This is a genomic window from Micromonospora sp. SD12, from assembly GCF_052068495.1.
Lineage (GTDB): Bacteria > Actinomycetota > Actinomycetes > Mycobacteriales > Micromonosporaceae > Micromonospora > Micromonospora echinofusca.
Genome location: NZ_JBQHDF010000023.1, coordinates 51,169 through 77,734, shown reverse-complemented (window position 1 = coordinate 77,734; position 26,566 = coordinate 51,169). Strand labels below are relative to the sequence as shown.

The 26,566-nt window shown below is 72.5% G+C and carries 26 protein-coding genes; 16 read left to right on the top strand and 10 right to left on the bottom strand.

Translation table 11 applies throughout. The features are described from left to right. Positions 1 to 71 precede the first annotated feature (71 nt). Both abc-f and ACTMS2_RS27495 read left to right on the top strand, forming a co-directional pair. Complete coding sequence (abc-f, locus tag ACTMS2_RS27500; RefSeq protein WP_441177987.1) at positions 72 to 1,709, top strand: ribosomal protection-like ABC-F family protein; 1,638 nt, start codon at positions 72 to 74, stop codon at positions 1,707 to 1,709. Between the two features lie 47 nt (positions 1,710 to 1,756). Further along, positions 1,757 to 2,755 carry a tyrosine-type recombinase/integrase gene (locus ACTMS2_RS27495; protein ID WP_441177986.1) on the top strand — a complete coding sequence of 333 codons (999 nt, stop codon included), beginning with the start codon at positions 1,757 to 1,759 and terminating at the stop codon, positions 2,753 to 2,755. Positions 2,756 to 2,786: 31 nt separating this feature from the next. Here the strand turns inward: ACTMS2_RS27495 and ACTMS2_RS27490 are convergent, their stop codons facing one another. After that, complete coding sequence (locus ACTMS2_RS27490; RefSeq protein ID WP_441177985.1) at positions 2,787 to 3,272, bottom strand: cation:proton antiporter regulatory subunit; 486 nt, start codon at positions 3,270 to 3,272, stop codon at positions 2,787 to 2,789. A 432-nt stretch (positions 3,273 to 3,704) separates the two neighbouring features. Here ACTMS2_RS27490 and ACTMS2_RS27485 point away from each other — a divergent pair, with 432 nt between their 5' ends. The 3 genes from ACTMS2_RS27485 to ACTMS2_RS27475 all read left to right on the top strand — a co-directional run bounded on the left by ACTMS2_RS27485 (position 3,705) and on the right by ACTMS2_RS27475 (position 5,889). After that, entirely contained in the window at positions 3,705 to 4,661 is a 957-nt protein-coding gene (locus ACTMS2_RS27485; RefSeq protein WP_441177984.1) for a HAMP domain-containing sensor histidine kinase, read from the top strand. Continuing rightward, positions 4,658 to 5,305: a response regulator gene (locus tag ACTMS2_RS27480; protein ID WP_101409876.1), complete on the top strand. Its 648-nt coding sequence runs from the start codon at positions 4,658 to 4,660 to the stop codon at positions 5,303 to 5,305. The genes ACTMS2_RS27485 and ACTMS2_RS27480 overlap by 4 nt, the downstream gene beginning before the upstream one ends. A gap of 125 nt (positions 5,306 to 5,430) precedes the next feature. Next, positions 5,431 to 5,889: an Rv0361 family membrane protein gene (locus ACTMS2_RS27475; RefSeq protein ID WP_441177983.1), complete on the top strand. Its 459-nt coding sequence runs from the start codon at positions 5,431 to 5,433 to the stop codon at positions 5,887 to 5,889. Positions 5,890 to 5,893: 4 nt separating this feature from the next. Here ACTMS2_RS27475 and ACTMS2_RS27470 read toward each other — a convergent pair whose 3' ends face one another. Genes ACTMS2_RS27470 through ACTMS2_RS27450 form a run of 5 tightly spaced genes read right to left on the bottom strand, consistent with a single transcriptional unit; the run spans position 5,894 to position 10,273 of the window. Further along, on the bottom strand, positions 5,894 to 6,604 hold the full coding sequence (locus tag ACTMS2_RS27470; protein ID WP_441177982.1) for a thymidine kinase: 711 nt from the start codon (positions 6,602 to 6,604) through the stop codon (positions 5,894 to 5,896). A 60-nt stretch (positions 6,605 to 6,664) separates the two neighbouring features. Then, the gene (locus ACTMS2_RS27465; protein WP_441177981.1) at positions 6,665 to 8,053 is read right to left on the bottom strand and encodes an MFS transporter; all 1,389 of its coding nucleotides are present in this window, start codon (positions 8,051 to 8,053) and stop codon (positions 6,665 to 6,667) included. A gap of 18 nt (positions 8,054 to 8,071) precedes the next feature. Continuing rightward, positions 8,072 to 8,833, bottom strand: a complete 762-nt coding sequence (locus ACTMS2_RS27460) for a glycerophosphodiester phosphodiesterase (protein WP_441177980.1) — start codon at positions 8,831 to 8,833, stop codon at positions 8,072 to 8,074. Between the two features lie 58 nt (positions 8,834 to 8,891). After that, the gene (locus tag ACTMS2_RS27455) at positions 8,892 to 9,455 is read right to left on the bottom strand and encodes a hypothetical protein (protein WP_441177979.1); all 564 of its coding nucleotides are present in this window, start codon (positions 9,453 to 9,455) and stop codon (positions 8,892 to 8,894) included. 41 nt (positions 9,456 to 9,496) lie between these two features. After that, entirely contained in the window at positions 9,497 to 10,273 is a 777-nt protein-coding gene (locus ACTMS2_RS27450; protein ID WP_441177978.1) for a lysophospholipid acyltransferase family protein, read from the bottom strand. Positions 10,274 to 10,471: 198 nt separating this feature from the next. On the opposite strand from ACTMS2_RS27450, the gene ACTMS2_RS27445 reads away from it, so the two are divergent. Continuing rightward, a complete protein-coding gene (locus ACTMS2_RS27445; protein ID WP_441177977.1) occupies positions 10,472 to 11,887 on the top strand; it encodes a cytochrome ubiquinol oxidase subunit I in 1,416 nt (471 codons plus the stop codon). Between the two features lie 16 nt (positions 11,888 to 11,903). Further along, positions 11,904 to 12,902, top strand: a complete 999-nt coding sequence (gene cydB / locus ACTMS2_RS27440; RefSeq protein ID WP_101409884.1) for a cytochrome d ubiquinol oxidase subunit II — start codon at positions 11,904 to 11,906, stop codon at positions 12,900 to 12,902. A gap of 92 nt (positions 12,903 to 12,994) precedes the next feature. On the opposite strand, the gene ACTMS2_RS27435 is transcribed toward cydB, so the two are convergent. Together ACTMS2_RS27435 and ACTMS2_RS27430 are read right to left on the bottom strand one after the other, a co-directional pair. Continuing rightward, positions 12,995 to 13,678, bottom strand: a complete 684-nt coding sequence (locus ACTMS2_RS27435; protein WP_441177976.1) for a hypothetical protein — start codon at positions 13,676 to 13,678, stop codon at positions 12,995 to 12,997. Between the two features lie 70 nt (positions 13,679 to 13,748). Next, positions 13,749 to 14,210, bottom strand: coding sequence for a peroxiredoxin (locus ACTMS2_RS27430; RefSeq protein WP_441177975.1), 462 nt, complete (start codon positions 14,208 to 14,210; stop codon positions 13,749 to 13,751). 106 nt (positions 14,211 to 14,316) lie between these two features. Here ACTMS2_RS27430 and ACTMS2_RS27425 point away from each other — a divergent pair, with 106 nt between their 5' ends. From ACTMS2_RS27425 to ACTMS2_RS27410, 4 genes are all read left to right on the top strand, one after another. Then, positions 14,317 to 15,045 carry an SDR family oxidoreductase gene (locus tag ACTMS2_RS27425; RefSeq protein WP_441177974.1) on the top strand — a complete coding sequence of 243 codons (729 nt, stop codon included), beginning with the start codon at positions 14,317 to 14,319 and terminating at the stop codon, positions 15,043 to 15,045. Positions 15,046 to 15,075: 30 nt separating this feature from the next. Next, a complete protein-coding gene (locus ACTMS2_RS27420) occupies positions 15,076 to 15,822 on the top strand; it encodes a class I SAM-dependent methyltransferase (RefSeq protein WP_441177973.1) in 747 nt (248 codons plus the stop codon). A gap of 73 nt (positions 15,823 to 15,895) precedes the next feature. Further along, a complete protein-coding gene (locus ACTMS2_RS27415) occupies positions 15,896 to 17,233 on the top strand; it encodes an SWIM zinc finger family protein (protein ID WP_441177972.1) in 1,338 nt (445 codons plus the stop codon). After that, positions 17,230 to 19,896: a hypothetical protein gene (locus ACTMS2_RS27410; protein ID WP_441177971.1), complete on the top strand. Its 2,667-nt coding sequence runs from the start codon at positions 17,230 to 17,232 to the stop codon at positions 19,894 to 19,896. Before ACTMS2_RS27415 ends, ACTMS2_RS27410 begins: the two co-directional genes overlap by 4 nt. Positions 19,897 to 20,048: 152 nt before the next feature. Here ACTMS2_RS27410 and ACTMS2_RS27405 read toward each other — a convergent pair whose 3' ends face one another. Continuing rightward, positions 20,049 to 20,306: a hypothetical protein gene (locus ACTMS2_RS27405; RefSeq protein ID WP_441177970.1), complete on the bottom strand. Its 258-nt coding sequence runs from the start codon at positions 20,304 to 20,306 to the stop codon at positions 20,049 to 20,051. A gap of 157 nt (positions 20,307 to 20,463) precedes the next feature. Here ACTMS2_RS27405 and ACTMS2_RS27400 point away from each other — a divergent pair, with 157 nt between their 5' ends. From ACTMS2_RS27400 to ACTMS2_RS27385, 4 genes are all read left to right on the top strand, one after another. Next, positions 20,464 to 20,913 carry a helix-turn-helix transcriptional regulator gene (locus ACTMS2_RS27400; RefSeq protein ID WP_089000352.1) on the top strand — a complete coding sequence of 150 codons (450 nt, stop codon included), beginning with the start codon at positions 20,464 to 20,466 and terminating at the stop codon, positions 20,911 to 20,913. Positions 20,914 to 20,918: 5 nt separating this feature from the next. Continuing rightward, on the top strand, positions 20,919 to 21,329 hold the full coding sequence (locus ACTMS2_RS27395; RefSeq protein ID WP_357721592.1) for a VOC family protein: 411 nt from the start codon (positions 20,919 to 20,921) through the stop codon (positions 21,327 to 21,329). Between the two features lie 73 nt (positions 21,330 to 21,402). Next, on the top strand, positions 21,403 to 23,781 hold the full coding sequence (locus ACTMS2_RS27390; protein ID WP_441177969.1) for an ATP-binding cassette domain-containing protein: 2,379 nt from the start codon (positions 21,403 to 21,405) through the stop codon (positions 23,779 to 23,781). A 354-nt stretch (positions 23,782 to 24,135) separates the two neighbouring features. After that, entirely contained in the window at positions 24,136 to 24,519 is a 384-nt protein-coding gene (locus ACTMS2_RS27385; RefSeq protein WP_441177968.1) for a peptidase inhibitor family I36 protein, read from the top strand. 311 nt (positions 24,520 to 24,830) lie between these two features. Here the strand turns inward: ACTMS2_RS27385 and ACTMS2_RS27380 are convergent, their stop codons facing one another. Continuing rightward, a complete protein-coding gene (locus ACTMS2_RS27380; protein ID WP_441177967.1) occupies positions 24,831 to 25,424 on the bottom strand; it encodes an AAA family ATPase in 594 nt (197 codons plus the stop codon). A 57-nt stretch (positions 25,425 to 25,481) separates the two neighbouring features. Between ACTMS2_RS27380 and ACTMS2_RS27375 the strand changes: the two genes are divergently transcribed. Further along, positions 25,482 to 26,492 carry a tyrosine-type recombinase/integrase gene (locus ACTMS2_RS27375; RefSeq protein ID WP_441177966.1) on the top strand — a complete coding sequence of 337 codons (1,011 nt, stop codon included), beginning with the start codon at positions 25,482 to 25,484 and terminating at the stop codon, positions 26,490 to 26,492. Positions 26,493 to 26,566 lie beyond the last annotated feature (74 nt).

Below are 26,566 nucleotides of genomic sequence, written 5' to 3'. Positions count from 1 at the left end.
CGCCGCCGGCCCCGGCCGTCCGCCCACCCGGGCGTCGACGGCCCCGCCCGTCGTCCCGCGGAGGATCACCCATGTTGAAGGTCGTGTCCGTCAGCAAGCACTACGACACCGAGCCGCTGTTCACCGACGTCGAGCTGGTCCTCAACGCCGGCGACCGGGTCGGTCTCGTGGGCCCGAACGGGGTGGGCAAGTCCACCCTGTTGCGGGTGCTCATCGGCGAGGAGCCGCCGTCCGGCGGGCACGTGGCCCTGGCCCCCGGCCTACGGGTCGGCTACTTCGCCCAGCAGGTGCCGGACCCGGACGCCACCGTCGGGCAGTTCCTCGTCGCCGGTCTCGGCGAGCTGCATCCGCTGGCCGCGCGGCTGCGTGAGCTGGAACGACGGATGGCCGACGGCGACGACACGGTGCTCGCCGCGTACGGCGACGCGCAGGAGCGGTGGGCGACGCTCGACGGCTGGCGGGCGCAGGCCCGGCTGACGGAGGTCCGCCAGCGACTCGACATCGACCACCTGCACGACGACACCCCGCTGCGCCGCATCAGCGGGGGTGAGCAGGCCCGGCTCACCCTCGCCCGGGTGCTGCTGCACGCCCCGGACCTGCTGGTGCTCGACGAGCCGACCAACCACCTCGACGCCGACGGCATCGGCTGGCTCGGCGACTGGCTGGCGGCCTTTCCCGGCGCGGTGCTGCTCGTCAGCCACGACCGGGCGTTGCTGGACCGTACGGTGACCCGGATCGTCGAGCTGGACGGCATCCACGAGACGCCGCAGACCTACACCGGCGGCTACACCGACTACCGGGCGGAGAAGACCCGCCGCTGGCAGCGGCTACTGCTGGACTACGAGGCCCAGCAGAAGGACCACCGGCGCTGGCTGGCCGACATCGACCGCACCAAACAACAGGCCCGCGGGGTCGAGGAGTCCGTGCGCAGCGGCCTCGGCGCCGACCAGCAGCGCCGCTACGCCAAGAAGGTGGCGAAGAAGGCCAAGGCCCGCGAGCGGCGGCTGCGCCGGCAGATGGACTCGATCCGCTGGCTGGCCGAGCCCCGCACCCGCCCGCCGCTGACGCTGGCGTTTCCGCAGGAGTCCACCGGCGGGCGCGAGGTGCTGCGCTCGCGGGACCTGACGCTGCGCGTGGCCGACCGGGTGCTGCTCGACCGCGTCGATGTGAGCGTCCGCGCGGGCGAGCGGATCCTGCTCACCGGCGCGAACGGCACCGGAAAGACCAGCCTGCTGCGGGTCCTCGCGGGCGAGGACCACCCCGCCGGGGGCGAGGTCGTCGCCGCCGGACCGGTCGCCGTGCTGCCGCAGACCCACGACGCGCTGCGTACCGACGTGAGCGTGCGCGACTTCTTCCGCTCCCGGGTGCCGGTGTACGTCGACGACGCCGAACGGCTGCTCGACGCCCACCTGTTCGGCCCGGAGCAGTGGGACGCGCCGCTGCGGGTGCTCTCCGCCGGTGAGCTGCGTCGACTGTTGCTCGCGGTGCTGGTGAACAGCCCGGCCGAGGTGCTGCTGCTCGACGAGCCGACGAACTACCTCGACTTCGACGCCCTCGACGTGGTGGAGGAGGCGCTGCGGCAGTTCCGGGGCACCCTGGTGATGGTCAGCCACGACGCCTGGTTCGCCGAGGCGGTCGGGGTCGACCGGCGGTGGCGGCTGACCGACCGGCGCCTCGTCGAGCAACCGGCGGTGGCTACGATCGCGTAGGGCGCGCCTCCTCCCGTTCCCGACCCGAAGCTGAGAACCTTTTTCACATGTTCTCCCCGAACGCTCCGGCGCGGCCAAGCCGGCCCACCCCGCTGGCCCTGCCCGGGGGACCCGTCGACTTCACCGAGGCGTGGCTGCGCAACCGGCGGCTGTCCGAGCACACCCGCGACGCGTACCGGCGCGACGTCGCCGGCTGGCTCGCCTGGTGCGCCGCCCGCGAGCTGGACCCGCTGCACGCGAACTTCCTGCACGTCAACGAGTACGCCCGGGCCCTGGAGGCCACCCTCGGCGCGCGTACCGGCAAGCCGCTGACCCCGGCCACCGTCGCCCGCCGGCTCTCCGCCCTGTCGAGCTGGTACGACTTCCTGGTCAAGCTGCGCGCCGTAGAGGCCAACCCGGTCGCGGGGGCCGACCGCCCCCGCATCGACCGGGACCACTCCGCGACGGTCGGCCTCACCCCCGAGGAGGTCGACGCGCTGCTCGCCGCCGCCGAGGCCGACACCGGACCGACCGCCGCCCGCAACCGGGCCGCGGTCGCGTTGCTGGCCGACCTCGGGCTGCGGGTGGGCGAGCTGGTCTCGCTCGACCTGGCCGACCTCGGCGCGGAGCGGGGCCACCGCAGCGTGCGGTTCGTCGGCAAGGGCGGCAAGTTGCGCCGGCGCGCCCTGACCCCCGGCACCGCGTACGCCCTCGACGCGTACCTGGCCCAGCGGGCCGCCGCGCAGGGCGTGGCGGTGCACGAGCTGACGGGCCCGCTGCTGGTCACCGCCAGCGGGGCCCGGCTGGACCGGCACGCCATGTTCCGGCTGGTGCGCCGGCTGGCCCGCACGGCCGGCATCGCGGCGTGGGCGAGGCTGTCGCCGCACTCGCTGCGGCACGCGTTCGCCACCACCGCCCGCGCCGAGGGGGTGCCCCTGGAGGACGTGCAGGACGCGATGGGCCACGCCGACCCGCGCACCACCCGCCGCTACGACCGCGACCGGCACAACCTCGACCGCGACCCCGCGTACGCCATCTGGGCGGCCCGGGCCCGCCGGCGCGGCTGAGGCGGCCGGTCCCGCGTCGGTTGCTCGCGGCCTACGTGTCGGTGTGGACCAGCGCGCGGCTCAGCGCGCCGATGCTCGGCTGGGCGCCGGCGACGACCAGGACGTCGCCGTGGACGAGGACGTGCCCGAGCCCCGGAGCGGTGGTCGTCCGCCCGTCGCGCACGACGGCGATGACGCTGACGCCGTGGGTACGCGCGACGGCCTCGGCCAGGGTCCGCCCGTCGTAGGGCGACGCGGCCGTGACGGGCAGCTCGGCGACGCTGATCGCCTCCCGGTGCCGCTCCAGGTGGGTGACGTGGTCGACCGTGGCGATCGGATGCAGCAGCTCGGCCACCTCCTGTGCCTCCGCCGGGCTCAGGGTCACGGACCGTTCCACGGTGTCCGGGTCGCCGGGCGCGTAGACGACGACGTCGCGTCGGCCGCCACGGTGGCAGACGATCCCGAGCACCTGACCTTCCTCGGTGTGCACGGTGTAGCCGACGCCGATGCCCGGCAGCGGCACTCGTTCTATCTGCATCTCGATCCTCCTGTCGGGTCACGCAGCGCGACGGCGGCTACGCGGCGAGGTAGCGCGGCCACACGGACACCCGGGCGATCGGCGCGGTCATGATCGTGGTGACGATGTGGTAGCGGGAGCCGGGCAGGGGAAGTGGAGCCCGGGGCTGCTCCGGGCCCCGGGCTCACGTTCATGGTCATCGCCGCCGGGCGGGTCGACATCGGGGCTGACACCCATTTGCCGTGCTGGCGGGCCCCGGCCGGCGGTCCTGCCGGCGGTGGCGCGACGGATAATGGGTGCGGGCACGCATTTACCGCACGCGCCCCGGCCGGCAGGCTGAGGATGATGAGGGTGATCACCGCCGCGGGGCGGGCCGGTGGGTGGCGTGACGAGCCGCGGGAAACCGCCGACGCCGCTCGGCGTCAGGGACGGGCCGCGAGGAGAGGAGCCGCCGTGTCGCTGTTCTGGCGGATCTTCCTGCTCAACGCCGCCGTGCTCGTCGCCGCCACGTTGCTGCTGCTCGGCCCGGTCACGGTGTCCACCCCCGTCCTGCTCACCGAGGCGGTGGTCCTGACCGTGGGCCTGGCCGCGATGCTGGTGGCCAACGCCGCGCTGCTGCGCGTCGGCCTCGCGCCGCTGCACCGGCTGACCCGGGCCATGACCACGCTCGACCTGCTTCAACCCGAGCCCCGCCCGGTGCCGGCCGGGCAGGCCGGCATCGCGGACCTGATCCGCGCCTTCAACGCGATGATCGACCGGTTGGAGGCGGAGCGGGCCACCAGCGCCGCCAGCGCCCTGTCCGCCCAGGAGGCCGAGCGCCGACGCGTCGCCCAGGAGCTGCACGACGAGGTCGGTCAGACGCTGACCGCGGTCCTGCTCGAACTCAAGCAGGTCGCCCGGCACGCGCCCGAACCGGTCCGCGCCCAGCTCGCCCAGGTGCAGGAGACCACCCGCGACAGCCTCGACGAGATCCGCCGCATCGCGCGCCGGCTGCGCCCCGGCGTACTGGAGGAACTCGGCCTGACCAGTGCCCTGAAGGCCCTCGTCACGGAGGTCACCGGCCACACGGACCTGTCCGTGCGCCAGCACCTCGACGCGGACCTGCCCGCCCTCGACGGCGAGGCCGAGCTGGTGATCTACCGGGTGGCGCAGGAGGCCCTGACCAACACCGTGCGCCACGCCCGGGCCACCACCGTCGAGCTGTCGCTGGCCCGTCAGCCGGGCCACGTGCAGCTGCGCATCCGCGACGACGGCCGGGGCGTCCGCGACGCCGCCGAGGGTGCCGGCGTACGGGGCATGCGCGAGCGCGCCCTGCTCATCGGCGCCCAGCTCAGCGTGGCGCCCGGCCCCGACGGCGGCACCGAGGTGCGGCTGCGGGTGCCCCTCGGCGGCCGGGAGCACCGGCCGTGACCACCCGCATCCTGCTCGCCGACGACCACGCCCTGGTGCGTCGGGGCGTACGCCTCATCCTCGACAGCGAGCCGGACCTGACGGTCGTGGCCGAGGCCGGCGACGGCGCGGAGGCCATCGCCCTGGCCCGCAGCGAGCGGCCCGACCTGGCGATCCTCGACATCGCCATGCCCCGGCTGACCGGTCTGCAGGCCGCCCGGGAGCTGTCGCGGCAGCAGCCGGGCCTGCGCATCCTCATCCTGACGATGTACGACAACGAGCAGTACTTCTTCGAGGCCCTCAAGGTCGGCGCGAACGGCTACGTGCTCAAGTCCGTGGCCGACCGCGACCTGGTGGAGGCGTGCCGCGCCGCCGTGCGCGACGAGCCGTTCCTGTATCCCGGCGCCATCAACGCCCTCATCCGCACCTACCTGGAACGCAGCGCCCGGGGCGAGAGCCTGCCGGCCAGGACCATCACCGAACGCGAGGAGGAGATCCTCAAGCTCGTCGCCGAGGGGCACTCCTCCAAGGAGATCGCCCGCCTGCTGTTCATCAGCGTCAAGACCGTCGAACGGCACCGGGCCAACCTGTTGCAGAAGCTCGGCCTCAGGGACCGGCTGGAGCTGACCCGCTACGCCATCCGGGCCGGGCTCATCGAGGCGTGACCGCGCGGCAGGGCCGCTCCGAGCGGTGGTGGGCGTCGGCGGCGACCGCGCCCCGGCCGGGCGGCGCGGGGACGACAGGGCCGACTTTCCTGCGGGCGGGGCCGCCGGTTCTCTACGGTCGACGGGTGGGCGCTGAGCAGCCGTGGAGCCGGCCGGCCCGTCGGGGCCGCCCGGTGCGTACCGGGTTGGTGTTCGCGGGCGTGACCGTGCTGCTGTGCTGCGTCGGGGTGGCGGGGCTGGGCGCCTGGAACGTGCAGGTGGTCACGCAGGCCAGCGGCCCGGTGCGGGAGACCGCCGACGGGTTCCTGCGGTCCGTGGCGGCGGGCGACACCGACGGCGCGTACGACCGGCTCTGCGCCGACGCGCGCAGCCGGTGGAGCCCGATCGGGTTCACCAGTTGGCTGCGTACGCCGCCGGTGGTCAACGGCTACGAGATCGTCGACGTGTCGGTGGCGACCCGCGGTGGGCGCCCGCGCGGCACGGTGACGGTGCGCCTGACCCGCGACAGCGGTCTGACCGAGGAGCGCACGCTGTCGGTCGTACGCGAGGACGGCGACTGGCGGGTGTGCGGCGACCCGTACTGAGGCGTCAGCGGGGCCCGAGTTCGCCCGCGCGGTAGTGCCGGCGGCAGAGCACCTGGTAGCGCACCTCGGCGCTGTCCACGGTGTCGCCGATGACGACCTGTAGGCCCTCACGGACCACCCGGCCGTCGACCACCCGGGCGTTGAGCAGCCCTTCGCGGCCGCACCAGCAGAGCACCTCGACCTGGATGCGGGCGACCTCGTCGGCGAGCTCGAACAGCCGCTGCGCGGCGGGGAACAGGCACGAGCGGAAGTCCGTGGCCAGCCCGAACGCGTACACGTCGACGTCGTAGCTGTCGACAAGTTCGGCCATCTGCTCGATGTGCTCCAGGTTGTAGAACGACGCCTCGTCGCAGATCAGGTAGTCGACGCGTACGCCCTCGGCCCAGGTGTCGCGCACCAGCGCACGCAGGTCCAGCTCGTCGGTGACCTCGACGGCCTCGTGGGCCAGGCCGATGCGGGTGGTGACCTGCGGGCCGAGCGAGCGGTCGATGCGGGTGGTGACGAGGCCGCGGCGGCCCTGCCGGGAGTGGTTGTGGTTCATCTGCAACGCCATCGTGGACTTGCCGCAGTCCATGGGGCCCCAGAAGAACTTCAACGCCGCGGCGTGCAGCGGGCGCCCGTCCACGCCCCGCGCCGCGGCGCACCCGGCGGGGGAGTCGTCGGGGCCCAGCGGCGGGCGCGCCAGGCAGGTCGGGGCGGCGGCGTGGTCGGTCACGGTCGGGCAGCCTAGCCGATCGACGCCTCCCGATCCGGCCGGCGCGGACGGGCGCGGGCCTCAGAGCACCCGGGGCGGGGTGTTGCCGGCGGCGAGGATCGCCCGGCGCATCGGCACGGCCAGCAGCAGCAGGAACCCGACGACGAAGAAGATCAGCAGGGACACCAGGCCCACCCGGTAGGAGTTGGTGAGCTGGAACACGATGCCGAACGCCAGCGGGCCGAGCCAGCTGGTGCCCTTGTCGCTGATCTCGTAGAAGCCGTAGTACTCGCCCTCCTTGCCGGCGGGGATGAGCTGGCTGAACAGCGACCGGCTCAGGGCCTGGCTGCCGCCGAGCACCAGGCCGATGGCAGCACCGAGGATCATGAACGGCAGCGGTGCCTCGGCGGGCAGCCGGAACGCGCCGAGGATCACGCCGGTCCACAGCACCAGGCTGATCAGCACGGTCTTCCAGGCGCCGATGCGCTTGGCGAGGGCGCCGAGCAGCAGCGCGCCGCCGAAGGCGAGGAACTGCACCAGCAGGATGGTGACGATCAGGGTGCTCTGCCCGAGCTTCAGCTCCTCGGTGCCGTACTGGCTGGCCAGGGCGATGACGGTCTGGATGCCGTCGTTGTAGACCAGGAACGCCAGCAGGAAGAACAGCGTCAGCGGGTACGCCTTGATCTCGCGCAGGGTGCGGCCGAGCTGCCGGAACCCGTCGGTGACCGGGTTGCCGCCGGCCAACGCGGCGGCGGTGGGGTGCTCGCGCAGCCAGCGCAGCGGGATCAGGGTGAACACCGCCCACCACAGCCCGGCGGAGACGATCGACCAGCGGGCCAGGTCGAGGGTGCGCTGGTGGTTGCCCTCCTCGCCGAGCATGCTGACCGCGACAAGGTTGAGCGCCAGCAGCAGGCCGCCGCCCAGGTAGCCCAGCGCCCAGCCGCGGCTGGAGATGCCGTCGCGGTCGTCGGGGCCGCCGAGCTGCGGCAGGAAGGAGTTGTAGACCACCACACCGGCGCCGAAGGCGATGTTGGCGATCATGAACAGCGCGCCGCCGAGCAGGTACCGGTCGCCGGTGACGAAGAGCATGCCGACGGTCGCGGCGGCGCCGGTGAACGCGGCGGCGGCGAGCAGCCGCTTCTTGTGCGCCGACCGGTCGGCGATCGCGCCGACGATCGGCAGGGCGAACACGGTGAGGAACACCGACAGCGACACCAGGTACGGAAAGTACGAGCCGGCGGCGACCTTGATGCCCAGCGGGTAGACGTGGCCGCTGCAATCGTCCGCGCCCAGTTCGCAGCCGGCGGCGAGTTTCGTGACGGTGGTCAGGAACGGGCCGAGGAACACGGTGATCACGGTGGTGGAGAAGGCGGACATCGCCCAGTCGTAGAAGTACCAGCCGCTGCGTTCGCGGCGGGTGCTCGTCGGGGCGGGGGTGTCGTCCACCGCGGGGGTGACGGTCTCGGCCATCGGGGTCCTTCGAACGGGTCAGGCGGCCCAGTGGCCGCGGCTGCGGTAGACGTCGCGCAGCACGCCGACGTGATCGGTCATGATGCCATCCACCCCAAGATCAAGTAACTCGTGCATCTCGGCAGGTTCGTCGATCGTCCAGACGTGCACGTGCAGGCCGAGTCGGTGGGCGTGACGCAGGAACCGGCGGTCCACCACGGGCACGCGCCCGTAGCGCACCGGCACCTGCGCGGCGACCACCGACGGGGGCAGGCGCAGCGGCCGGCCGGTCAGCGACGCCATCCGTAGCCGGGCCACCCCGCGCATGCCGAGGCTGCTGGCGACGCGGCCCTGCGTCAGGGCGCGCAGCCGGGCCAGCCGCGTGTCGCTGAAGGAGGCGAGCAGCACCCGGTCGCCGGCGTTGGCGCGGGCGATGGTGGACACGGTCGCCTCGACACCGCCGTCGGCCTTGACGTCGATGTTGAACCGCACCTGCGGCCAGGCGTCGAGGACCTCGTCGAGGCGGGGGACCACGGCGGCGCCGCCGACGCGTACCGAGGCCAGGTCGGCCCAGCGCAGCTCGGCGATGCGCCCCGCCTCGCCGGTGACCCGGCTCAGCGTGGCGTCGTGGAAGGCCACCGCGACGCCGTCGGCGGTGCCGTGCACGTCGGTCTCGACGTAGCGGTAGCCGAGCCCGACCGCCCGGGCGAACGCCGCCGCGGTGTTCTCGTCGCCCTCGGCGGCGCCGCCACGGTGGGCGAACGCCAGCGGTGCGGGCCCGTCCAGGTAGGCGTGGGTCACGCGGGGAGTATGCCCGGGCGCGGTGGCCGGCGCGTGACCGGCCGGCGGCCGGACCGGGTCAACTCCAGTCCGTCTGGTGGCCGGGCCAGCGCAGCAGGGCGAGCAGTTCGCCGTCGGAGGGGTGGTGGGTGCGGGTGAGCGGAGCACGCAGGTCGTCGACGGTCACCGGATCGGGACCCTGCACGCTGACGCTGAGCACCCGGTCACTGGCGAAGAGGTACAGCGCGGTGGCGGGGTCGCTGTTGTCGGTGTCCCGGGTCACGACGAGGGTGAGACCGTCGCCGGCGTCGGTGCAGACGTGGATCGTCCGGACGCCGCAGTCGACCCCGTCGGCCAGCGACCCGTCGGGGGCCGGGTGGTGCTGCTGCCACACCACGGGCACCTCACGGCCGTCGCCGGTGCGCAGGTCGTAGGCGATGTCGAGACCGAGCCGGTCCAGCCAGCCGACAACGCCGGAGCGGGGCAGGTCGTCGGGGACCAGCAGTTCCTCGGCAGGCCAGGGGGAGGAGCGGGTCAGGTCGCTGAGATCCCGGCGGTCCTTCGCGTCGTGGTACGCCGCGCGCAGGGCGGCGTACCCGCCCGCGCAGACGAGGACGAGCAGGGCGGAGACGAGCAGCGGCACCCGCAGGCGGATCGCCTCGCCACCGTGCCCACGACCGGGGATCAGGCTCTCCGGCGGGGGCGCTGGGAGCGGCTGGTGTCGACCGGGCGACCCGGGTCGACGTGGCGGGGCCTGTCGGGCTCGTCGGGCCGCAACGGCACCAGCGAATCGGTGATGGCGTCGATGATCCGGTCGGTGGCGCGCAGGGCGGCCCCCGGGGCTGCCGGCGTCAGGTCGGCGAGGTCCACCGGGTCGCCGAAGTGCACCCGCACGACAGGACGGCGCACCAGGGACCGGGCGACGCCCCCCAGCAGGCCCTTGGGCGCGCGGTAGGGCACCACCTCGTGGCAGCCCCACTGGGCGACGGGGATGACCGGGGCGCCGCAGGCCAGGGCGAGGCGGGCGGTACCGGTCTTGCCGCGTTCGGGCCACATGCCCGGGTCCAGGCCGATGCGGCCCTCCGGGTAGACCAGGATCACGGAGCCGCCGGAGACCGCCGCCGAGGCGTCGTCGAGGGCGCGCCCGACGGCGGCGGTGCCCCGGTCGACACGCAGATGCCCGGCGCGGCGCATCGCGGCGCCGATGACGGGGGTGCGGAACAGTCCGCCGGTGGCCATGATCCGGGGGGAGACCCCCCGGGCGCGGCAGGCGGCGGCAAGCACGACGGGGTCGAACGGGCTGATGTGGTTGGCGGCCAGGATCAGCGGGCCCCGGCGCAGCGCCTCGGGCACGTCGCCGCTGACCTCGAGGCGGGCCAGGAGCGCGACGACGACGCGGGCGAGCACCTGCGCGGCACGCCAGATCAGCGGCGGCTGCCAGGTCGGGCGGGTGGTGTCCATCAGCGCGCAATGGTCGCACGCGGGCGGCGGCCCGCGCGGTGCGGGTGGCGTACGGGGTGCGCACCGCCGGGCCGTCCGGCCGAGGTGATCAGGGTCATTGGTCCCGGGTCGCTTCGGGACCCCCGCCCCTGCCGCTTTTTCTACGACGGGAAGTAGTATTTACTACGTCTCGTAGTATGCAAAGCCTGGGGGTTACTGGTGGACGCGTTGGACGTCGCCCGCTGGCAGTTCGGTGTCACCACCGTCTACCACTTTCTCTTCGTGCCGCTGACCATCGGCCTGTCCGTGCTGGTGGCGATCCTGCAGACGCTGTGGCACCGCACCGGCGACGAGAAGTACCTGAAGCTCACCAAGTTCTACGGCAAGCTCTTCCTGATCAACTTCGCCATGGGCGTGGTGACCGGCATCGTGCAGGAGTTCCAGTTCGGCATGAACTGGAGCGACTACTCCCGCTTCGTCGGCGACATCTTCGGCGCCCCCCTGGCGATCGAGGCGCTGGTCGCGTTCTTCCTGGAGTCGACCTTCATCGGCCTGTGGATCTTCGGCTGGGACCGGCTGCCCAAGCGGCTGCACCTGGCCAGCATCTGGGCCGCCGCGATCGGCACCAACCTCAGCGCGTACTTCATCCTCGCGGCGAACTCGTTCATGCAGAACCCGGTCGGCTACCGGATCAACCCCGAGACCGGCCGCGCCGAACTCACCGACTTCGTGGCCGTGCTGACCAACAAGGTCGCCATGATCACCTTCCCGCACACCATCGCCGGGGCGTTCCTGGTGGCCGGCTCCCTGCTGGTCGCCGTCGCCATGTGGCACCTGGTGCGCAACCGCGACTCCGCGGACACCCCCGCCTACCGATTCGCCGCGAAGTTCGGCTCCTGGGTCACCCTGGTCTCCGCCGCCGCCGTCGCCTTCACCGGCGACATCCAGGGCAAGATCATGACCGAGGTCCAGCCCATGAAGATGGCCGCCGCCGAGGGCCTCTACACCACCGAGAGCCCCGCCTCGTTCTCCGTACTGACCGTCGGCAGCCTCGACGGCAGCCGCGAACTGTTCGCCCTCAAGATCCCGCACCTGCTGTCCTGGCTGGGCACCGGCGACCCCAACGGCACCGTGCAGGGCATCAACGACCTACAGGCCCAGTACGCCGCCCAGTACGGCGCCGGCAGCTACACCCCGATCATCCCGGTCACCTACTGGAGCTTCCGCTTCATGATCGGCTTCGGGATGGCCGCCGCCGCCATCGCCCTGCTGGTGCTCTGGAGCCAGCGCAAGGGCCGCACCCCCACCAGCAAGTGGCTGCTGCGCGCCGGCCTGGTCATGCCCCTGCTGCCGCTGGCGGCGAACTCCTTCGGCTGGATCTTCACCGAGATGGGCCGCCAGCCGTGGATCGTCTTCGGCGAGATGCTCACCCGCGACGGCGTGTCCCGCAGCGTCTCGCTGACCGAGGTGCTCACCTCGTTCACCGCCTTCACCCTCATCTACGCCGCCCTCGCCGTCGTCGAGGTCAAGCTGCTGCTGCGCTACGCCAAGGCCGGCGTACCCGACCTGACCCCGGACCCCGAGATCGACGACACCCACGACGACGCCGAGCGCCCGCTCGCGTTCGCCTACTGAACACCGGAGACACACCGTGGAACTCACCACCATCTGGTTCCTGCTCGTCGCGGTCCTGTTCACCGGGTACTTCATCCTCGAGGGCTTCGACTTCGGCGTCGGCATGCTGCTGCCCGTGCTCGGCCGCGACGACCGGGAACGCCGCGTCCTGATCAACACCATCGGGCCCGTCTGGGACGGCAACGAGGTCTGGCTCATCACCGCCGGCGGCGCCATGTTCGCCGCCTTCCCCGAGTGGTACGCCACCCTGTTCTCCGGCTTCTACCTGCCGCTGCTGCTGATCCTGCTCGCCCTGATCATCCGCGGCGTCGCCTTCGAGTACCGCCATAAGCGGCCCGAGGCGTCCTGGAAGCGCCGCTGGGACACCGCCATCTTCGTCGGCTCGGTGGTGCCCGCCGTGCTGTGGGGCGTCGCGTTCGCCAACATCCTGCGCGGCGTGCCGCTCGACGCCGAGCACGAGTACATCGGCGGCCTGCTCGACCTGCTCAACCCGTACGCCCTGCTCGGCGGCGCGACCACGGCGGCGCTGTTCCTCACCCACGGCGCCGTGTTCATCGCCCTCAAGACCGTCGGCGAGGTACGCGAGCGCGCCGGCGCCCTCGCGGTGCGCCTGGGCGTGGCCGCCGCCGTGCTCGCGGTGGCGTTCCTGAGCTGGACGCTGAACATCCGCTCCAGCACCGCCGCCGTCGTGTTCGCCGTCGGCGCGGCCCTGGCGCTGCTCGGCGGCCTGGCCGCCGCCCGGGTCCGCCGGGAGGGCTGGGCGTTCACCGGCACCGCCGTGGCCATCGCGCTGGCCGTGGCGACGCTGTTCGCGGCGCTGTTTCCCAACGTGCTGCCCTCCACCGCGGACGCCGCCGGGACACTGACCGCCACCAACGCCGCCTCCACCCCCTACACCCTGAAGATCATGACCTGGGTGGCGGTGGTGTTCACCCCGATCGTGCTGGCCTACCAGGGCTGGACGTACTGGGTGTTCCGCAAACGCATCGGGGTGGCCCACATCCCGCGGCACTGACCCCTCCCACCCGGTGGCCCCCGGTCCACCGGAAACGGCCCCGGCGGCCGACACGGGCCTCCCCGCCCGCGTCGGCCGCCGGGGCCGCACCGTCAACGCGCCTCGCGCAGCTCCGCCAGGCGCGCCTCGATCTCCGCCAGCTCCGCGCGCAGCTTCTCCGCCTGCTGCTCGGCCTCGGCCCGCTCGGCAGCCATGATCTGCTCCACCGCCTCGTGCACGCCCGGCACGTCGACCAGCGCCACCATCCGCAGCGCCTCCGCCGGCTTCACCACGTACGGCTTCGCGAGCGACTTGCTGCCCTGCTGCGCCGCCACCGTCCACTCACCGTCGGCGTACGCCAGCGTCACCGTCAGCCCCGCCGGCCCCTTCGGCTTCACGGCCTTCACCGCCTTGCGCGCCGGTGCGGGCTTCGCCTCCACCGTCTCCACCTTCGGCTCCTCCCGCCGCTGCTGCGGCACCCGGTCCAACACGAACTCCGGCTCCGCAGGCGCCGCCGGCTCCGGCTCCGGCGTCTCCGGCTCGGCCGCCCTGCGCCCGGCGCCGCGCGGGGCCACCGCGACGTCGGCGGGGGAGAAGGGCAACTCGTCGCGTCCGAAGCGGACCACCACGTACTCGTCGGAGACCTCGGGGTCGGTCAGCTGCACCACCTGACCCACCTGCCCGGCGATCTGACCCGCCGAGGCGGTGAACACCACCTTCGGCTTGCGGCCCGCCGCCAGCGCCTCCCGGATGCTCTGCACCTCGTCAGTGGACAAACCCTGGCCAGCGGCACCCATCAGCAACCTCTTCCCTCGTACACCTGTTCAGTGCCTGCCTTGATACCAGCCCGCCCCGACAACCGGAAGATCAACCCCCCAGTGCCCGCAGCGCCGCGTCCGCGTGGTCGTTCATGTTCAGCTCGCTGTGCACCACCTCGACCACCCGCCGATCGGTGCCGATCACGAACGTCATCCGTCGCGTGCTCAGCGCGCCCAACGGCAGCCGCCGCCGTACCCCGAACCGCTCCGCCACCACGCCCTCGGAGTCCGACAGCAACGGATAGTCGAACCCGTGCCGCCGGGAGAACTCCGCCTGCTTCGCCACCGGATCGCGGCTGATCCCCACCCGGGTCGCGCCCACCGCCGCGAACTCGGCCGCCAGGTCCCGGAAGTGGCAGCTCTCCGCCGTGCACCCCCGCGTCATCGCCGCCGGATAGAAGAACAGCACCACCGGACCGGCGGCCAGGAACTCCGACAACCGCCGCGGCGTACCCGTCTCGTCCGGCAACTCGAAGTCGTCCACCACGTCCCCGACACCCACACCCGCCACCGCGCACCTCCACGTCGCCGACCACCGATGCGCCCGAGCCTATGCGCCGGCCCACCGGCCCGCCCCGGTAGCGTCGACCGCACAGCCACCACAGGGGAGAGGCACATTGACACCGGTCACCGTCATCACCGGCGGCAGCCGCGGCATCGGCGCCGCCACCGCCCGCCGCCTCGCCCACGCCGGACACCACGTCGCCTTCAGCTACCGCCGCGACCACCACGCCGCCACCGCCGTGCTCGCCGACATCGAAGCCACCGGCGTACGCGGCCTCGCCGTCCCCGCCGACACCCGCGACCCCGACCAGGTCACCGCCCTGTTCGACGCCGCCGCCGACCTCGGCCCCCTCACCGGACTGGTCAACAACGCCGGCATCACCAGCCCCATCGGCGCCTTCGTCGACCTCGACCCCACCGACCTGCGCGACGTCGTCGACGTCAACCTCATCGGCTACGTCCTCTGCGCCCAGCAGGCCGCCCGCCGCATGGACCGCGACGGCGCCATCGTCAACGTCTCCTCCGTCGCCGCCACCCTCGGCAGCCCCGGCGAATACATCCACTACGCCGCCGTCAAAGCCGCCACCGACACTCTCACCACCGGCCTCGCCAAGGAACTCGCCCCCCGCGGCATCCGCGTCAACGCCGTCGCCCCCGGCATCATCCGCACCGACATCCACGCCCTCTCCGGCCAACCCGACCGACCCGAGAGGGCCGCCGCCCGCATCCCACTGGGCCGCCCCGGCGAACCCGACGAGGTCGCCGCCGCCATCGCCTGGCTGCTCGGCCCCGACGCCACCTACACCACCGGCACCGTCCTCCGCGTCGCCGGCGGCCTCTGACCCGCCGCCACCCGTGCGACGATGCCACCCGTGACCGGTGTCTTCGGCGCCATCGCCGACCTCTACGACGACGTCCGCCCCGGCTATCCGAACGCCATCGCCGACCTCATCCGCGACTACCACGGCAGCACCCCCGACACCGTCACCGAGATCGGCGCCGGCACCGGCAAGGGCACCGCCGTGCTGCTGCGCCTCGGCGCACCCGTCACCTGCATCGAACCCGACCCCCGCATGGCCGCCCGACTCACCGCCACCTTCCCTGACGTCCACACCGTCACCCACACCTTCGAACGGTGGCAACCACCCACCGGCGGCGTACCCCTGCTCGCCTGCGCGTTGGCCTGGCACTGGCTCGACCCCGCCACCCGCAACCGGCGCGCCCACGCCGCGCTCACCCCCGGCGGCACCCTCGCCGTCTTCGGCCACGAGTACGGCTACGCCGACCCCGCACAGGCCCACGCCGTCGACACCACCCTGCGCGCCATCGACCCCACCGCCACCCGCCACCCGGCCGACTGGTTCCATCACGACATCACCGCCAGCGGCCTGTTCACCGACGTGCACGCCCACACCCTGCACCGCGACCTCACCCTGAGCACCGACCAGTACCTACGCCTGCTGCAGACCTTCGGCCCGTACCGGCAGCGCACCGCCGACCAGCAGACCCGGGCGACCACCGCGATGCGCACCCTCGTCGACGGCTTCGGCGGCACCGTCGTGCTACGCCTGCGCACCACCCTCGTGCTCGCCCGCCGCCCCCACACAGACCGCCCCTGAGGCCGCCGACCGGCGCACCCGCCACGACCGTACGACTCGATGCTGTCGGTGGGGTCCTCTACCGTCCGCGGACGTGAGCGCAACGCAGACGTACCGGTATCTCGGCTCCTCCACCCTCGGGCGCGGCGGACTCGGCCTGCAGACCAGCGGCGGCCCCACACCCAACCCGCGATTCTTCACCGGGTTCCTCACCACCGCACAGGCCGCCGCCGTCGGCCTGCTCGCCGTCGCCGAAGTCGCCCGCACCCGCTACCACCGCCCCGTCAGCCCCGCCAGCCTCGACCCCGTCGTCACCGGCAGCCGCGACCGGCTGCGCTTCGAATCCTTCTCCGGCTGCTGCGGCGTCTACGCCCGCCTCGACACCCTGCCCGCCGGCATCGACGGCGACACACTCGAACACGGCACCACCAACGTCGACGTCAACAACCCGCTACGCCAGGCACTGGCCCGCGTCCGCGGCCTCGACCCACTGCACCTGTCCGTCGGCCCCGACGACCTCACCGTCCACACCATGCACGGCCCCGTCGTCGAGAAGAAGGTCCCCCTGCCGGCGCGCTGGCTGCGCGGCTTCGCCGAGGTGCAGATCCTGGCCGCCACCTTCGAACCCCGCGCCGAGATCCCCGCCACCGAAGCGGCGACCTTCCTACGCCGACTGCCCACCACCGGCGACCGCTCGGCCCTCTGGGTCGTACCCGCCGGCCGGTCACTACGGCTGACCTCCCGACCCGTCCCCGGCGCCGTCTGCCTCGCCGGCGCCAGCCGACTGACCGCCCTGCACGGCATGCTCCGCTTCGCCCACACCCTGCGCGTCTACGGCCCCACCGTCACCGCCGGCTCGGCACCCGTACCGAGCACCTGGGAACTCGACACCGGCGCACTGCGACTCTCCCTGACTCTCTCACCCGAGCCGTACCGCGGATTCTCCGGCGAGGGCGCCGCCCTCACCGCACTGGCCGGCGACGACGTGGTCGACGACGCCAACCTCGTCGCCGCCGTACTCTCCTGGGACCCCACCATCGACGTCGACCGACTGGCCACCGACACCAACCTCGACCCCACCCGCGTCCGCGCCGCGCTCGCCCAACTCGGCACCGCCGGCCGCGTCGGCTACGACGTCTCCGAAGCCGCCTACTTCCACCGGGCCATGCCCTACGACGCCGGCCGCGCCGAACGCGACAACCCCCGCCTGGTCGGCGCCCGGGCCCTGCTCGACACCGGAGCCGTCGAACTCGACGCCACCACCGCCACCGTCCGCAGCGGCGAACACACCTACCGGGTCCGCCGCCTACCCGACGGCGACCTCACCTGCACCTGCCCCTGGTGGGCCAAACACCGCGGGCAACGCGGCCCCTGCCGCCACGCCCTCGCCACCCGCATGCTCGCCACCCACCACGCCGAGGAGCGGTCGTGAGCCGCGCACAGCAGATGCTCTTCGTCAAGAGCACCGAACGACGCCACCGCGAACTCGCCGCCGGCGGCACCAGCGACCTGTTCGACCTGATCACCAACGGCGCCGCCAACCAGATCGCCGCCGCCCTCGCCGGGCTGCCCGAACAACGCCGCCGCGACATCGGCACCGACCTGACGACCTGGTACAAGCAGCGGCAGCACACCACCCGCTGGACCGTCGGCGCGGGCGCCGCCCTGGCCGTCGCCGTGGTCGGCTGCCTGCCCACCGCCGCACAGGCCGCGACCATCCTGTCCCGCAACACGATCAACCCCTACGGCGAACGAGCCGCCACCCTCGTCGTCCACGTCGCCGACGAACGCGGCATCACCTGGCTCGGCGACCTCGCACACCGCCTGGCCACCAAGGTCAACCAACAGACCTGGACCGTGCGGTGGCAGTTCATCGCCGCACTCCTGCACGCCACCGGCACCACCGCACCCACCAACGACCGGTTCGTCGAACTGTGGCTCAACTCGGTGGCCACACCACCGCGGCACCACCACACCCGGCCCGCAACCGTGCTGGAGCGGCTCCGCGACGACCCGATGCTCACCACCATGCTGCCCCGACTCTTCGAGATCGACGGCCTCGGCACACCCATGATGTTCGACGAGATCGGCACCACCTGGCAGGACCGCCAACGCCACCCCCTGCCCACCGCACTGGCAACCCTCGCCGCCGAAGGCGTCCTCGACCGCACCACCCTCATCGACGCCACCATCGGCCGACTCCTACGCGGCGACCGCGCCCCGGCCCTGCGCGCCTTCACCACCCTGCTCACCGAACTGGCACCCACCACCGCCGAAGTCACCGCCCGCGCCACCGACTACCTGCGCCTGCTCACCGACGCACCCGCCCCCGTCGCCACCATCGCCCAGAAGGCCCTCCGCGACCTGCCCGCCCCCGACGTCGACGCCCTGCTCGACGCCTCCCGCGACGTGTTGCCCCGACCCGACAAGACCCTCGTACGCGCCCAACTCACCTGGCTAGACCGGCTGGCCCGCCAACACCCCCACCGCGCCCGCGACATCGCCGACGTCATCGCGACCGCCACCGAACACCCCGCCGTCGAACTGCGCGACCGGGCCACCACCCTGGCCACCCGCCACGGCCACGACGCCACCGCAGGACCCGGCCCGGCCACCACCCGCCCCCGCGCCGACGAACTACCACCGCCCCCGCCGCCCGCACCGGCACCCGCCCCCATCACCGACATCGACGAACTCGCCGAAGAGACAGCCGCCCTGCTCGGCACCCCGTCGCAGGGCACACCCCTGGACCGCATCCTCGACGCACTCGTGCGCCTCACCGCCACCGACGGCGCACGCGTACACGCCACCCTCGCCCCCGTCATCGCCCGCCGCCACTGGTCCTGGGGCAACGAACACCACTACGACCCCCTCTGCCTCTGCCACGTCGTGGTCGACGTCCTCACCACCGCCGCAGCCACCGACCAGCAGGACCGCCGACGCAGCCGATGGCAAGCGCTGCTCACCGCCATCCGCCGCACCGACCGCGACAACCCCACCCCACAACTGATCACCACCGACCCCCGCGTACCCCCACCACACCGACTGCTCCGAGCCCGCCTCGCCGAGATCGGCGCACACCTCAACCAGCAGCCGGGACACCCCGGACTGCTCGCCACCCCCACCCACGCCAACGGCGCCCTCGACCCGCTCACCCTGCTGGAACGCCTCACCGCACTCGGCGAGCGCACACCCTGGCACTGGGACCTCACCCAGGCACTGCTGCGCCTGCCCGCCGACACCGACGACACCGTCGCCGACAAGGCCGCCGCGCTCGGCACCCCGGCGGGGGAGCGGCTCGCCACCTGGCTACGCGCCGGCGGACTACCCCAACCCCTCACCCGCCTCACCACCGTCACCCGACGCCCCCGCAAGAACGGCCACGACTGGGAGCACGACCACCTGCCACCCAAACGCCTCGCGGTCGAGCTGCGCCCACCCGACGGACACGACGACCCGTACGGCCTGCTGACCGCCGACCCCGCACCCATCGGCACCGAACACTCCGCCTGGATGAACCTGTGGCCGTCGACCCTGCCGGGGCACAGGGCAATCGTCGCCGCGCACGCACTACCGATCGTGGCCGCCACCGCCGACATGGACCACCGCGACGGCGCCACCATCCTGCCCCTGCTCGCCGACAGCACCGGCCCCGGCGGGACCGCCCTCGACCTCACCCTGGCCTACGGCCTCGGCGCCCGCCACGGCACCGACCGCATCGCCACCCTCGACGCCCTGCTCGCACTCGCCGCAGCCGGGCAACTCGACGCCACCGCGACCGGCCACCACCTGGGCCAGCTGGTCGCCGAACAACTGGTCAAGCTGTCCAGGGCACTCGAACCACTACGCGACGCCGCCCTCGCCGGAGCACCCCTGAGCGTGTGGCGACTCACCGCCGCCGCACTACCGGCGCTCCTCGCCGCACCCCGAACCCCACGCGGCCTGCCCGACCTGCTGAGCCTGGCCGCCGAGACGGCCACCACGACCGGCGTCCGCATCGACGTGCCCGGCCTGGCCGACGTCGCCGCCCGGGGCGGATCGAGCCGCCTCGTCACCGAGGCCCGCCGCCTGCACCGCGCCCTCGACCCCACCTGACCGGGCATCCGATCGGCTCGACCACGAAGGGGCTGGCGCGCCGAGGCCCGGCGGCCGACCGGCATGGAGCCGCAGCGGGACACGCGGCTCCATGCCGGTCGCCGAGGCGCCCACGGGCACCGACGTGGCGAAGTCGGCCCACGGAACCGGCATCAGCCAGATCCGGGCGGGCACCATGCCGAAGACAGACCCAACGCCTCGCGCCAGACATCCGGGCACACGTCGTTGCCCCACAACAATCCCCGCCCGTCACCGGCAGCGATCGTGGCCACGGTCCGCACGAAGGACAGACTCACCCGCTGCCACTCATCCGTCGACCCCACGGCACGCTTCCACGAGTCCGCCATCGCGGCGAACGTGCGCTCGTAACGCGGCAGGTCCAGCCGGTCCAGCCGCGCCGCCAGCTCCACCGTCTCCGCGCCGGATCTCGGCATCCGCGCCCACGAGCTGCAGAGCCTTCCAGCCGGACCGGCCCCGACACCACTCGATGACCCGACCCGACAAACTGCGGCGGCAGGCCGCCGGTCCTGCTGGGCAACTCCGCCGCGACATGACACGATCCTGCACGTGAGCAGCACCTCCGCCGCAGCCCAGCACCTACGCGACCTCGCCCGACTGCGCCGCGTACGCGACCGCATCGACCGCGAGTACGCCAAGCCGCTCGACGTCGAAGCCCTCGCCCGCGGCGTGAACATGTCCGCCGGACACCTCAGCCGCCAGTTCCGCCTCGCCTACGGCGAGTCCCCGTACGCCTATCTCATGACCCGGCGCATCGAACGCGCCATGGCCCTGCTGCGTCGCGGCGACCTCAGCGTCACCGAAGTCTGCTTCACCGTCGGCTGCTCCTCCCTGGGCACCTTCAGCACCCGCTTCACCGAACTCGTCGGCGTCCCACCGAGCACCTACCGCGCCCGCGCCGCCCACGCCACGGGGGAGCTGCCGTCGTGCATCACCCGACAGGTCACCAGACCGATCAGGAATCGAGAAGCACGGGCCACCCAGCCACAACTAGCGTGACCGGCATGAACATCACCATCCACTACGCCTTCCTCCCGCACACCGACGCCGACGCCGCCCTGACCTTCTACCGCGACACCCTCGGCTTCGAGGTCCGCAACGACGTCGGATACGACGGCATGCGCTGGCTCACCGTCGGCCCGCCCGGCCAGCCCGGCACCTCCATCGTCCTGCACCCGCCGGCCGCCGACCCCGGCATCACCGACGCCGAACGCCAGACCATCCTCGAACTCATCGCCAAGGGCAGCTACGGCGCCATCACCCTGGCCACCGACGACCTCGACGGCCTCTTCGACCGGCTACAGGCCAGCGGCGCCGACGTCGTCCAGGAACCGACCGAACAGCCGTACGGCGTGCGCGACTGCGCCTTCCGCGACCCCACGGGCAACCTGATCCGCATCAACGAGCTGCGCTGAGCCCCGCCACCAGCAGAGGAAGACGCCCGACGGAGACCGCACAGCCGGCCCCCGCGCAACAGATGGAGACACCATGAGCACGGCCACGAGGACGCACACCCCGCACGTCGCCGACACCCACGACCTGATCCGCGTGCAGGGCGCCCGCGTCAACAACCTCAAGGACGTCAGCGTCGAGATCCCGAAGCGCCGCCTGACCGTCTTCACCGGCGTCTCCGGCTCGGGCAAGAGCTCACTGGTGTTCGGCACCATCGCCGCCGAGTCACAACGAATGATCAACGAAACCTACAGCGCCTTCGTGCAGGGCTTCATGCCGTCGCTCACCCGACCCGAGGTCGACCTGCTCGAAGGACTGACCACGGCGATCATCGTCGACCAGGAACGAATGGGCGCCAACCCGCGCTCCACCGTCGGCACCGCCACCGACGCCAACGCCATGCTGCGCATCCTGTTCAGCCGGCTCGGCCAACCCCACATCGGCTCACCCAACGCGTACTCCTTCAACATCCCCACCGTGACGGCCAGCGGCGCGATCACCGTCGAACGCGGCACCAAGACCAAGGCGGAGAAGGCCACCTTCCACCGCCTCGGCGGCATGTGCCCACGCTGCGAGGGCATGGGCACCGTCAACGACATCGACCTGACCGCCCTCTACGACGCCAGCAAGTCACTCAACGAGGGCGCACTCACCATTCCCGGCTACAGCATGGAGGGCTGGTACGGCCGCATCTTCCGCGGCTGCGGCTACTTCGACCCCGACAAGCCCATCAACAGGTTCACCAAGAAGGAACTGCACGACCTGCTCCACCGCGAACCAACCAAAATCAAGATCGACGGCATCAACCTGACGTACGCCGGCATCATCCCGCAAATCCAGAAGTCCTTCCTCACCAAGGACGTCGACGCCCTACAGCCCCACATCCGGGCCTTCGTCGAACGAGCCGTGACCTTCCAGACCTGCCCCAGCTGCGACGGCACCCGCCTCAGCCCCGAAGCCCGCTCCTCGAAGATCAAGGACAAGAGCATCGCCGACGTCTGCGCCATGCAGATCAGCGACCTCGCCACCTGGGTACGCGACCTCGACGAACCATCCGTCGCACCCCTGCTCAAAGGGCTGCAACACCTCCTCGACAGCTTCGAGGAGATCGGCCTGGGCTACCTCTCACTCGACCGACCGGCCGGCACCCTCTCCGGGGGAGAGGCACAACGCGCCAAGATGATCCGCCACCTCGGATCGTCCCTCACCGACGTCACCTACGTCTTCGACGAACCCACCATCGGCCTGCACCCGCACGACATCGAGCGGATGAACAACCTGCTACGGCAACTACGCGACAAGGGCAACACCGTCCTCGTCGTCGAACACAAACCCGAGACCATCACGATCGCCGACCACGTCGTCGACCTCGGCCCCGGCGCCGGCACCCAGGGCGGCACCGTCTGCTTCGAGGGCAGCGTGGAACAACTGCGGGGGAGCGGCACCGTCACCGGCCGCCACCTCGACGACCGCGCCACCCTCAAGAAGACCGTACGCACCCCCACCGGCACCCTGCAGATCCGCGACGCCAACGCACACAACCTGCGCGACGTCGACGTCGACGTCCCACTCGGCGTCCTCTGCGCCATCACCGGCGTCGCCGGCTCCGGCAAGAGCTCACTGATCCACGGCTCGGTCGCCGGCCGCGACGGCGTGGTCGTCATCGACCAGGGCGCCATCCGCGGCTCGCGACGCAGCAACCCGGCCACCTACACCGGCCTGCTCGACCCGATCCGCAAGGCGTTCGCGAAGGCCAACGGCGTGAAACCGGCACTGTTCAGCGCCAACTCCGAGGGCGCCTGCCCCACCTGCAACGGCGCCGGCGTCATCTACACCGACCTGGGCGTCATGGCGACCGTCGAAACCACCTGCGAGGAGTGCGGCGGCAAGCGGTTCCAGGCAGCCGTCCTCGAATACACGCTGGGCGGCCGCAACATCGCCGACGTGCTCGCCATGTCCGTGGCCGAGGCCGAGGAGTTCTTCGGCTCCGGCGACGCCCGCATCCCCGCCGCCCACGCGATCCTGGCCCGCCTCGCCGACGTCGGTCTGGGCTACCTCAGCCTCGGCCAGCCCCTCACCACGCTCTCCGGCGGGGAGCGGCAGCGCCTCAAGCTGGCCACCCACATGGCCGAGAAGGGTGGCGTCTACGTCCTCGACGAACCGACCACCGGCCTGCACCTCGCCGACGTCGAGCAACTGCTCGCCCTGCTCGACCGCCTCGTCGAGGCCGGCAAGTCGGTCATCGTCATCGAGCACCACCAGGCGGTGATGGCCCACGCCGACTGGATCATCGACCTTGGTCCCGGCGCCGGCCACGACGGCGGCCGCATCGTCTTCGAGGGCACTCCCGCCGACCTCGTCGCCGCTCGCTCCACCCTCACCGGCACGCACCTCGCGACCTACGTCGGCACCTGACGGAGGGCGGCCCGGTCGGTACGGTGGCGAGCGCCGGCCGTCCGCCACGGTACCGACCGGGCCGAACGTTCCGGTGCGCGGCAGGAGGGCAGGCCAGGGGAGTGCGCCGTGCCCAGCGGCCGGGCAGGGAGGTGTCCACACACCACCGCGCCGGGGTGGCCGCCTCTCACCAGCGTGGAGCGAAACGCGGCACCGGGGTGCTCCGACGGCGACGCCGCCGTGGAAGCTGGGCCTGTGCCGATACGGCCGACTGCCACGATCTCTCACGCAACGCAAGACGGCCGTCATTCCGAGTTGCCATCGACACAGATCGACTGGATTGACGCAGAGCGACCACGCTGACACGGTGAGCTCATGAAGCTACGCCTGCTCCTTACCGCCGCGTTCGCCGCCGCCGCCGCCACGCTGGCGGCGCCCGCAGCCGCCCACGCCGGCCCCAACGACAACGTCCACGCGAGCGTCGCCGGAATCTCCTCGCAGGCCGCCGGCACCTGCCCCTACACCGCCTTCTGCCTCTACACCGACACCTACCTCCGCGGCCGGATGTTCGTGATGTACGCATGCGGCGACTACGCACTGTTCAACTGGAACGGCCACGGCTCCGTCGTCAACAACCAGACTCCGGGCACGTGGGCCGACCTGCTGGACCAGAACCGCAACCCGATCCACGGCTTCGCCTACCGGAGCGAGGCCCCGTACGTGGACTTCGATCCCTACTGGTACGCCCAGCCCTGCTAGGGGAGAACGGAGGCGCCCTGGCTGACCCGTGTACGCCTGACCTGAGGCACACGCCAGCTTCGATCGCGACACCGTCGGGTCGCCGCCCGCACAGCCCACCCGCGCGGGCGGCGACCCGACGGTCGAGCCGGCCGCAACGACCCGAGTGTCCACCCAGGCGTAACGCCTCTACGGGTGCGGACCGCCCGTCACGATGGCGGACCAGCGCGGGGGCGACATGTCGCAGGCGCCCGCCAGAACGAACCTGCCGCCGTGCCGGCCAGGCCCCAAAGGCCGCCACCAGCGTGATGTCGCAGGTTCGATAATGTACATTATGTCAAGTAGAACGGATCGGGCACTCCCTCGGCCCGGTCCGGCGGCAGGCCGGCGAGGTGCCGCAGGTGCTTCTCCACCAGTGCCACGCGCGCCCGCACCGGCGCGGGCGGCACCGCGATCAGACGATGGCCGTGCGCGTGATAGATCTCCTCGTGCACGCGGGCGAACGCCAGCGACTCGGCGTAACCGATGCGGCGGGCGGCGCTGGGCGTCACGAAGCCCAGCGGCTGGACCAGGAAGACCGGCCGCTCGTAGGCGCCGTCGCGGAGCACCCGCTGCACCTCTTCGACCAGCACGCGCCCCGGCGGGCGGCCCAGGTATCGCGCGAGGGCCAACGTGCACAGTGGCGACCGGTCGTGGATCCGCACCGTCCCGTACGCCCCGGGCGCCTCGCGGCGCTCCCGCTGCAGCCGCGCCACCGCGTCGACGAAGCCCGCCTCCTGCCACGGTTCGGCGACACCCCGCGCCTGCTGCGCCGCGATGACGTCGGTGGCCGCCTCGGCGACGACGGGCCACCCGCGTCGGCGCAGCGCCTCGGCGAGTGTCGTCTTGCCCGCCCCCGGCGCTCCGGTCAGTACGTAGCACCGCACGCTCTCCCCCTCTCCCACCGTTGCCGGCGAACCCGAAAATGCTGCATAATATCCCTTATGCATGACAAACAGGACGAATCGGTACAGCGGCTGATCGAGGAGTTCCTGACGGCCCGCGCCACCCGCAAGCCCTCCCCCCACACGCTGGAGGCGTACCGGCGGGACCTGCGCGCCGTCGCCGCACTGGCAGCCGAGGAGGCCACCCCTCCCCTCCCCCTCGACGCGCTCCCCGTCGCCGCCCTCACCGCCCGCGTCATGCGGGCGGCATTTGCCCGGTTCGCCGCTCCCCGTGCGGTCGCGTCGGTGCACCGGGCGTGGTCCACCTGGAACAGTTTCTTCTCCTTCCTGGTCGCTGACGGGGTGGTCGCCGGCAACCCGATGCCGGCGGTCGGTCGACCCCGGGCGCCTCTCCCCCAGCCCAAGCCGCTGCGTGGCGCGGACACCCCGGAGCAGCTGCTCGCCTCGGTGGCCCGGCAGGAGGGCCGCCAGCGCGACCCGTGGCCGGAGCGCGACCTGGCGGTGCTGGCGTTGGCGCTCTGTGCGGGGCTGCGACTGTCGGAACTGCTGGCGCTGCGCGTGGGATCGCTGACGGGCCGTGCGGGCGAGCGGCGGGTCGACGTGGCCGGCAAGGGCGGGCGGCCGAGGGTGGTGCCGATCGAGCCGGAGCTGGACGGGGTGCTGGTGGGCTACCTGGAGAGCCGGGTGCGGCGGTTCGGGTCGCGCACGGTGCGGCCGGACGCGCCGCTGCTGGTGGACCGTCAGGGTGAGCCGCTGCGCCGGGGCGGGTTGCAGTATCTGGTGGAGTCCTGCTACCGGCGGGCGGGCATCACCGACCGGGTGCCGCGGGGGGCGCGGTTGCACGCGTTGCGGCACACCTTCGCGACGCGGTTGGCGGAGGACGGGGCGAGTGCGGCGGAGATCATGCGGTTGCTGGGTCACGCGTCGTTGGCGTCGTCGCAGACGTACATCGAGGTGACGGCCGGGCAGCAGCGCGCGGCGGTGCGGTCCAACCGTACCAATCGGGCGTTGGCGGGGTTGGTGGCGGCGGAGCGCGACGGACGGTCGTGAGCGGGATCCGGCGGTGCGCGGCGGGCCGGCGGTGGTCAGCGCGCCCAGCTCTGCCGGGGGTCTGGTGTGGTGTC

What these genes read in the sequence shown, in the direction of transcription:
- ACTMS2_RS27435 (WP_441177976.1), bottom strand. Translation starts at nt 13,678, where the DNA reads ATGGGTGCCGCTGGCCAGGGTTTGTCCACTGACGAGGTGCAGAGCATC.
- ACTMS2_RS27465 (WP_441177981.1), bottom strand. Translation starts at nt 8,053, where the DNA reads ATGGCCGAGACCGTCACCCCCGCGGTGGACGACACCCCCGCCCCGACG.
- ACTMS2_RS27385 (WP_441177968.1), top strand. Translation starts at nt 24,136, where the DNA reads ATGAAGCTACGCCTGCTCCTTACCGCCGCGTTCGCCGCCGCCGCCGCC.
- ACTMS2_RS27395 (WP_357721592.1), top strand. Translation starts at nt 20,919, where the DNA reads ATGAACATCACCATCCACTACGCCTTCCTCCCGCACACCGACGCCGAC.
- ACTMS2_RS27495 (WP_441177986.1), top strand. Translation starts at nt 1,757, where the DNA reads ATGTTCTCCCCGAACGCTCCGGCGCGGCCAAGCCGGCCCACCCCGCTG.
- abc-f (WP_441177987.1), top strand. Translation starts at nt 72, where the DNA reads ATGTTGAAGGTCGTGTCCGTCAGCAAGCACTACGACACCGAGCCGCTG.
- ACTMS2_RS27390 (WP_441177969.1), top strand. Translation starts at nt 21,403, where the DNA reads ATGAGCACGGCCACGAGGACGCACACCCCGCACGTCGCCGACACCCAC.
- ACTMS2_RS27375 (WP_441177966.1), top strand. Translation starts at nt 25,482, where the DNA reads ATGCATGACAAACAGGACGAATCGGTACAGCGGCTGATCGAGGAGTTC.
- ACTMS2_RS27490 (WP_441177985.1), bottom strand. Translation starts at nt 3,272, where the DNA reads ATGCAGATAGAACGAGTGCCGCTGCCGGGCATCGGCGTCGGCTACACC.
- ACTMS2_RS27450 (WP_441177978.1), bottom strand. Translation starts at nt 10,273, where the DNA reads ATGGACACCACCCGCCCGACCTGGCAGCCGCCGCTGATCTGGCGTGCC.